This window comes from Mesorhizobium sp. M7A.F.Ca.US.005.03.1.1 (assembly GCF_003997975.1).
Lineage (GTDB): Bacteria > Pseudomonadota > Alphaproteobacteria > Rhizobiales > Rhizobiaceae > Mesorhizobium > Mesorhizobium ciceri.
Window position 1 is genome coordinate 26,258 of record NZ_RZRO01000074.1, and the last position, 7,007, is coordinate 33,264.

7 protein-coding genes are annotated in these 7,007 nt (G+C 62.4%); 2 read left to right on the plus strand and 5 right to left on the minus strand.

Features of this window, described 5'->3' with window-relative positions:
• Positions 1-86: 86 nt before the first annotated feature.
• On the minus strand, positions 87-878 hold the full coding sequence (locus EN990_RS25220) for an ABC transporter ATP-binding protein (RefSeq protein WP_013530913.1): 792 nt from the start codon (positions 876-878) through the stop codon (positions 87-89).
• A gap of 142 nt (positions 879-1,020) precedes the next feature.
• Here EN990_RS25220 and EN990_RS25225 point away from each other — a divergent pair, with 142 nt between their 5' ends.
• Positions 1,021-1,431, plus strand: coding sequence for a cupin domain-containing protein (locus EN990_RS25225; RefSeq protein ID WP_013530912.1), 411 nt, complete (start codon positions 1,021-1,023; stop codon positions 1,429-1,431).
• Between the two features lie 62 nt (positions 1,432-1,493).
• Here EN990_RS25225 and EN990_RS25230 read toward each other — a convergent pair whose 3' ends face one another.
• From EN990_RS25230 to EN990_RS25240, 3 genes are all read right to left on the minus strand, one after another.
• Positions 1,494-1,829 carry a hypothetical protein gene (locus EN990_RS25230; RefSeq protein WP_245460933.1) on the minus strand — a complete coding sequence of 112 codons (336 nt, stop codon included), beginning with the start codon at positions 1,827-1,829 and terminating at the stop codon, positions 1,494-1,496.
• 43 nt (positions 1,830-1,872) lie between these two features.
• Positions 1,873-3,324: a dihydropyrimidinase gene (hydA, locus tag EN990_RS25235; RefSeq protein ID WP_063172510.1), complete on the minus strand. Its 1,452-nt coding sequence runs from the start codon at positions 3,322-3,324 to the stop codon at positions 1,873-1,875.
• 63 nt (positions 3,325-3,387) lie between these two features.
• On the minus strand, positions 3,388-4,638 hold the full coding sequence (locus tag EN990_RS25240; RefSeq protein WP_013530909.1) for a Zn-dependent hydrolase: 1,251 nt from the start codon (positions 4,636-4,638) through the stop codon (positions 3,388-3,390).
• A 121-nt stretch (positions 4,639-4,759) separates the two neighbouring features.
• Here EN990_RS25240 and EN990_RS25245 point away from each other — a divergent pair, with 121 nt between their 5' ends.
• Complete coding sequence (locus EN990_RS25245) at positions 4,760-5,398, plus strand: TetR/AcrR family transcriptional regulator (RefSeq protein WP_013530908.1); 639 nt, start codon at positions 4,760-4,762, stop codon at positions 5,396-5,398.
• A 75-nt stretch (positions 5,399-5,473) separates the two neighbouring features.
• Here the strand turns inward: EN990_RS25245 and EN990_RS25250 are convergent, their stop codons facing one another.
• Complete coding sequence (locus EN990_RS25250) at positions 5,474-6,802, minus strand: aspartate aminotransferase family protein (protein WP_013530907.1); 1,329 nt, start codon at positions 6,800-6,802, stop codon at positions 5,474-5,476.
• Positions 6,803-7,007 lie beyond the last annotated feature (205 nt).

Genomic DNA, 7,007 nt, shown 5'->3' on the forward strand with positions numbered 1-7,007 from the left:
TCGGCGCCGCCCCCTCACCCGACCTCCGCTTCGCTCCGGCCACCCTCTCCCCGTTGGGGAGAGGAGGGAGCCCGTCGTTTGCTCCCTCAATCGTCATAGCTGTGCCCCGCGCGCAGCCCGTCCCGCACCCGCGCTGCGATCGCCAGAAACTCCGGCGTCTCGCGGATGTCGAGCGGCCGCTCTCTCGGCAGCGTCGATTCGATGATGTCGCTGACGCGGCCGGGGCGCGGCGACATGACGACGATGCGCGTCGACAGATAGACGGCCTCCGGAATGGAGTGGGTGACGAAGCAGATGGTCTTGTTGGTGCGTCCCCACAATTCCAGCAGCTGCTCGTTGAGATGGTCGCGCACGATCTCGTCCAGCGCGCCGAACGGCTCGTCCATCAGCAGCAGGTCGGCGTCGAAGGCCAGCGCACGGGCAATCGAGGCGCGCTGCTGCATGCCGCCCGAGAGCTGCCAGGGATATTTCTTCTCGAATCCAGAGAGGTTGACGAGGCCGAGCGTGCGCTTGATCCGCTCGCCTTGCTCCGCCCTGGACAGGCCCATGATCTCCAGCGGCAGCCCCACATTGCGCTCGATGGTCCGCCACGGAAACAGCGCCGCCGCCTGGAAGACATAGCCATAGGCGCGTTTCTCACGCGCCTGCTCTGCTGTCATGCCATTGACGGAAATCGCCCCCGAGGTCGGCTTCTCCAGATCGGCGATGACGCGCAGCAGCGTGGTCTTGCCGCAGCCCGAAGGCCCGATGAAGGAGACGAACTCGCCCTTGCCGATGGTCAGATCGACATTGGACAGCGCCTGCACCGGCCCGTCATTGGTCTGGAAGGTCAGCCCGAGTTTGCTTGCCGCGACGACGGCTGGCGAATTCCCCGTCATCGGTTGCCGCCTGCCTGTTTCCGTTCCCGCGGCGGCTGGAATCCGATTGCTTTTATCGCGATGTTGTTTTCCACTTACCCTGTCCCATTTGGCCCTGTCCCTCTGACCTTGTCCCACGCGATCGACGCCCGGAGTTTCCCCGATGTCGCCCAAACCCACTTGTCATCTTATCCGCCCTGAAAGCACTTATGAAGGCAAGCAGGGGCTGACCTATTTCGCCGGCATTGCCGCCGAGACCGTCGGTGCCTCCGGCATCTGCATGCACATGCTCACCATGCCGCCCGGCGCCCGCGCCAAGGCGCATATGCACGAGAGCCACGAGACGGCGATCTATGTGCTCTCCGGCGAAGTTCACACCTGGTATGGCGACCGGCTCGAGCATCATATCGTCGTCAAGGCCGGTGATCTCTTCTACATCCCCGCCGGCGTGCCGCATCTGCCGGCCAACCTGAGCGGCGCCCCGTCCTCTGCCGTCATTGCGCGCACCGATCCCAACGAACAGGAGAGCGTCGTCCTGCTGCCGGAACTGGATGCGCTGGTCGCCGGAAGCTGACTTCGCCGGGCTAGGCGCCCGTCGGCCAATTGCTAGAGGTTTGCGCCCGCCAGCTTCGGCAATCATCGGCACCGAGACACTTCCCCATAGACGGTGCCGTCCGCATCCGCGATCAACAGTTTCTTGGCGTTCTTGGTGCTGTGCTTGATGATGAAGGTGGCGGGCGACTTGCCCTCTTCGCCTTCGGCCTCGCACTCCGCCTTCACCACAAGCGAGCCGTCGGCCTGGACCCTCTTGCCGGTGAAGGTGCAAGCGCTCGTCGCCGTGATGAAGTCGGTGTTGGTTAGAAGCAGCATGTCCTCGGCGTAGACTTCCTGGCCGTTCTTGTTGATGCAGCCGGACTTGTTGCCATAAGGTTTGGCTAGGTCGATGCCGGCCGCCGTCACTTGGCTGGCCACCAGAACCAAAACTGCCGCGAAAAGAAGTCCCCCGCGCCGCACCTCAAACCCCGGTCGCCGGGATGCCGGTGCGTTCCACCTTGCGCGGCGCGGAGATTTCCTTCCACGTCGACAGCGCCCGGTTGACCGCCGCATTCGGCTCGCGGCCGACGAATTCACCATGGCCGGGCTTGGCCTTGACCTCGGCCTCCTGGATCGACAGTTCGCCCCGCGAGAACACGAACCGCGGCAGGCCGGTCACCTCGAAACCCTCGAAGACATTGTAGTCGATCACCGATTGCTGCTTCTTGGACGAAATTGTCTTCTTGCGCTTGGGATCCCAGACAACGATGTCGGCGTCGGCGCCCTCTACGATGGCGCCCTTCTTCGGATACATGTTGAGGATCTTGGCGATGTTGGTCGAGGTCACCGCGACGAACTCGTTCATCGTCAGCCGGCCGGTGTTAACGCCTGTGGTCCACAGCACCGGCATGCGGTCTTCAAGCCCGCCGGTGCCGTTCGGGATCTTGGTGAAATCGCCGACGCCGTTGCGCTTCTGTTTGGTGGTGAAAGCGCAATGATCGGTCGCCACCACCTGCAGCGACCCCGCCTGGAGGCCGGCCCACAGCGAGTCCTGGTGCGATTTGTTGCGGAAGGGCGGGCTCATCACGCGGCGTGCCGCATGGTCCCAGTCCTTGTCGAAATACTCGCTCTCGTCCAGCGTCAAATGCTGGATCAGCGGCTCGCCGAACACCCGCATGCCCTTCTGGCGCGCCCGGCGGATCGCTTCATGGCTCTGCTCGCAGGAGACATGCACGACATAGAGCGGCACGCCGGCCATGTCGGCGATCATGATGGCGCGGTTGGTCGCCTCGCCTTCCACTTCGGGCGGCCGTGAATAGGCGTGGCCCTCGGGGCCGTTGTTGCCGGCAGCCAGCAGCTTCTGCGACAGTGCCGCCACCACGTCGCCATTCTCGGCATGAACGAGCGGCAGCGCGCCGAGATCGGCGCAGCGCTGGAACGACGCATACATCTCGTCGTCGTCGACCATCAGCGCGCCCTTGTAGGCCATGAAATGCTTGAACGAGGTGATGCCCTTGTCGACGACCGTGGCCATCTCGTCGAACACCTGCTTGCCCCACCAGGTGATCGCCATGTGGAAGGAGTAGTCGCACGACGCCTTCGAGGTCTTGTTGTCCCACATCTGCAAGGCTTCGAGCAGCGACTGCTGCGGCGCCGGCAGGCAGAAATCGACCACCATGGTCGTGCCGCCGGAGAGCGCTGCGCGCGTGCCGGACTCGAAGTCATCGGCCGAATAGGTGCCCATGAACGGCATTTCGAGATGGGTGTGCGGGTCGATGCCGCCCGGCATGACGTAGCAGCCGGTGGCGTCGAACTCATGGTCGCCATGCAGGCCCGAACCGATGGCGACGATCTTGCCGTGCTGCATCAGCACATCGGCTTTCCAGGTGCGGTCGGCGGTGACGATGGTGCCGTTTCGGATGACTTTGGTCATTGACTGTTCCCTTGTTCTCTTCGCGCTTCTTTACGAGCGTCGTTTGGAAGGTGGATTCTAAGCTCACTCCACGATGACAGCCGTCTCCACCACCGCGTGGAACAAGACATCGGCACCCGCCGAAGCCCATTCCTTGGTGATCTCCTCGGCCTCGTTGTGGCTGAGGCCATCGACGCAAGGGCACATCACCATGGCGGTGGGCGCGACGCGGTTGATCCAGCAGGCGTCGTGGCCGGCACCGGAAACGATGTTGCGATGGGAATAGCCAAGGCGGTCGGCGGCATCGCGGATCGCCTTGACGCAGCCGGCATCGAAAGTCACCGGATCGAAAGCGCCGACCTGTTCGATCTCGTAGCGGATGTCGAGTGCATCGCAGATCGTGTCGATGCCTTCGCGGATACGGCCATCCATCGCGTCCAGCACTTCCTTTTCCGGCGAGCGGATATCGACGGTGAAGACGGTGCGCCCGGCGATGATGTTGCGCGAATTGGGATAGACCTCCATGTGGCCGACCGCGCCGACGGCATCGGGCTGGTAGTCCATGGCGATCTCGTGCACCAGTTCGATCACCCGCGCCATGCCGAGCCCGGCATTGCGGCGCTTGGGCATCGGCGTCGAGCCGGTATGGGCTTCCTTGCCGGTCAGCGTCACCTGCAGCCATTTCAGGCCCTGGCCATGGGTGACGACACCGATGTCGATATCTTCATCCTCGAGGATCGGTCCCTGTTCGATATGCAGTTCGAAGAAGGCATGGATCTTGCGGTCGCCGACCTTCTCGGGGCCTTTCCAGCCGATACGCTCCAGTTCCTCGCCGAATTTCTTGCCCTGCTTGTCGACATGCCCGTACACATCGGCCTGGTCGAGCACGCCGGCGAACACGCCGGACGCCATCATAGCCGGCGCGAAGCGCGAGCCCTCCTCGTTCGTCCAGTTGGTGACGACGATCGGATGTTTGGTCTTGATGCCGAGATCGTTGAGCGAGCGCACCACTTCAAGCCCGCCCAGTACGCCGAGCACGCCGTCATACTTGCCGCCGGTCGGCTGCGTATCGAGATGGCTGCCGACATAGACCGGCGGCAGGCTGGGATCGGTGCCTTCGCGGCGGGCAAACATCGTGCCCATTTCATCGACGCCCATTTCGAGCCCGGCCGCATCGCACCAGCGCTTGAACAGATGCCGCCCTTCGCCGTCTTCGTCGGTCACGGTCTGGCGATTGTTGCCGCCGGCAATGCCGGGGCCAATCTTCGCCATCTCCATGATGGAATCCCACAAACGATCTGAATTGATTCGCAGATTCTCGCCGGGTGCGGCCATCTCGAGTTCCCATCTACACCGGGGGTCTTGTCGCCCCTTGAGTGATTTACAGCTTGACCGTATGGTCAGCTTTTAAACTACACAACCTGACCAAGCGGTCAACTAGAATCTTGGGGTAGACATGGCAGAACCCACCCGCCCCATGCGGCGACAGGAGATCCGCCGAGAGAATGAAAAAACCATTCTCGTCGCTGCAGAGAAGGTGTTTGCGGAGGCAGGGTTTGGCGGCGCCACGATGCAGTTGATTGCGGATCTGGCCGGACTGCCAAAGGCAAATCTCCACTACTATTTCGCCACCAAGGAAGAGCTTTACCGGTCGGTCGTTCAAAACATCTTTGAAATCTGGCTACAGGCGGCCAATTGCTTCGACGCGGCGCGCGGGCCCATAGACGGCATCAGTGCCTATATCGACGCCAAGATGGAAATATCACGCCGCCATCCGGACGGCTCGAAGGTCTGGGCCTCCGAAGTGATGCACGGGGCGCCGGTGCTTCAGGACTATATGGAATCGACGCTGCGCGAATGGACCGACGGCCGCGTCGAGATCATCAGGCGCTGGATCGAGGAAGCCAAGATGGACCCGGTGGATCCGCGCCATCTGCTCTATATGCTTTGGGCCACGACCCAGCACTACGCCGATTTCGGCCATCAGATCGAGACACTCAATGGCGGAAAACCTCTGTCCGACCGGCAATGGCGGGAAGCCAAGGAAAATATCAAGCGGGTGATCCTGACCGGGATCGGTGCGTTGCCCGCCTGACTGTAATGGTTCGTTGCAAGCCAAAGGTCAGGTCGGCGCGCTGCCGCGCCGACCTCAACCGACCGCGTCAGTCCGTCAATCGATTGACCTCAGCACATCGCGAACATGGTCGATCAATTCGTTGATCTGGCCCTTGGTGATGATCAGCGGCGGCGAGAGCGCGATGATGTCGCCGGTGGTGCGGATCAGCGCGCCGCGCTCGAACGCCTTGACGAAGGCCGAGAAGGCCCGTTTGGTCGGCTGGCCGGCGATCGGCGCCAGCTCGATCGCACCGATCAGGCCGATGTTCCTGATATCGATGACGTTCGGCTCGCCTTTCAGCGAATGCAGCGCGTCTTCCCAGTACGGCGCCAGCTCCTCGCCACGGGTCAGCAGGCCCTCTTCCTTGTAGGTGTCAAGCGTGCCGAGTGCGGCCGCGCAGGCGATCGGGTTGCCCGAATAGGTGTAGCCGTGGAAGAACTCGATCATGTGCTCGGGGCCGGTCATGAAGGCGTCGTGGATCTCCTTCTTCACAAACACCGCGCCCATCGGGATGACGCCGTTGGAGACGCCCTTGGCGGTGGTCATGATGTCGGGCGTGACACCGAAATAGTCGGCGGCGAACGGTGTGCCGAGACGGCCGAAACCGGTGATGACCTCATCGAAGATCAACAGGATGCCGTGCTTGGTGCAGATCTCGCGCAGCTTCTCCAGATAACCCTTCGGCGGCAGGATGACGCCGGTGGAGCCGGCGACCGGCTCGACGATGACGGCGGCGATGGTCGAAGCGTCGTGCAGGGCGACGATACGCTCCAGCTCGTTGGCGAGTTCCGCGCCATACTCCGGCACACCCTTGGTGAAGGCGTTCTTTTCCGGCAGATGCGTGTGCGGCATATGGTCGACGCCGCCGAGCAGCGTGCCGAACATCTTGCGGTTGGTGACGATGCCGCCGACCGAAATGCCGCCGAAATTGACGCCGTGATAGCCGCGCTCGCGGCCGATCAACCGGGTGCGCGAGCCCTCGCCCTTCACACGGTGATAGGCGATCGCCATTTTGAGCGCGGTCTCGACCGATTCCGAGCCGGAATTGGTGAAGAAGACATGGTCCATGCCCTTGGGCGCCAGGTCGACCAGGCGGTTGGCCAGTTCGAACACGATCGGATGGCCCATCTGGAAGGCCGGCGCATAATCGAGTTCGGCAGCCTGGTGCTGGATCGCCTCGGTGATCTTCGGACGGCAGTGGCCGGCATTGACGCACCACAGGCCGGCGGTGCCGTCGAGCACCTTGCGGCCGTCACTGGTTGTGTAATGCATGTCCTTGGCGGACACCATCATGCGCGGCGCCTGCTTGAACTGCCGGTTTGCCGTGAACGGCATCCAGAATGCACTGAGATCGTTCGGCGTGACTTTCAGCCGGTTGGACATGACCAGGACTTCCCCTTGTAAACTGTTTCGCTGCGCCCAACGCTTGGTCTTTGCCGCGTTTTCATGCTACGCAAATTTTTGACCGATTGGACAAACGTTAGCACCGCCCTTTAGGCGGTCAAGGATTACTAGCGGAAATGCGGCACCTGAAGTGCGTTCCACAGGCTAGGGAAAAACTGGTCCAGAGAATTGGTCCAGATGAGCC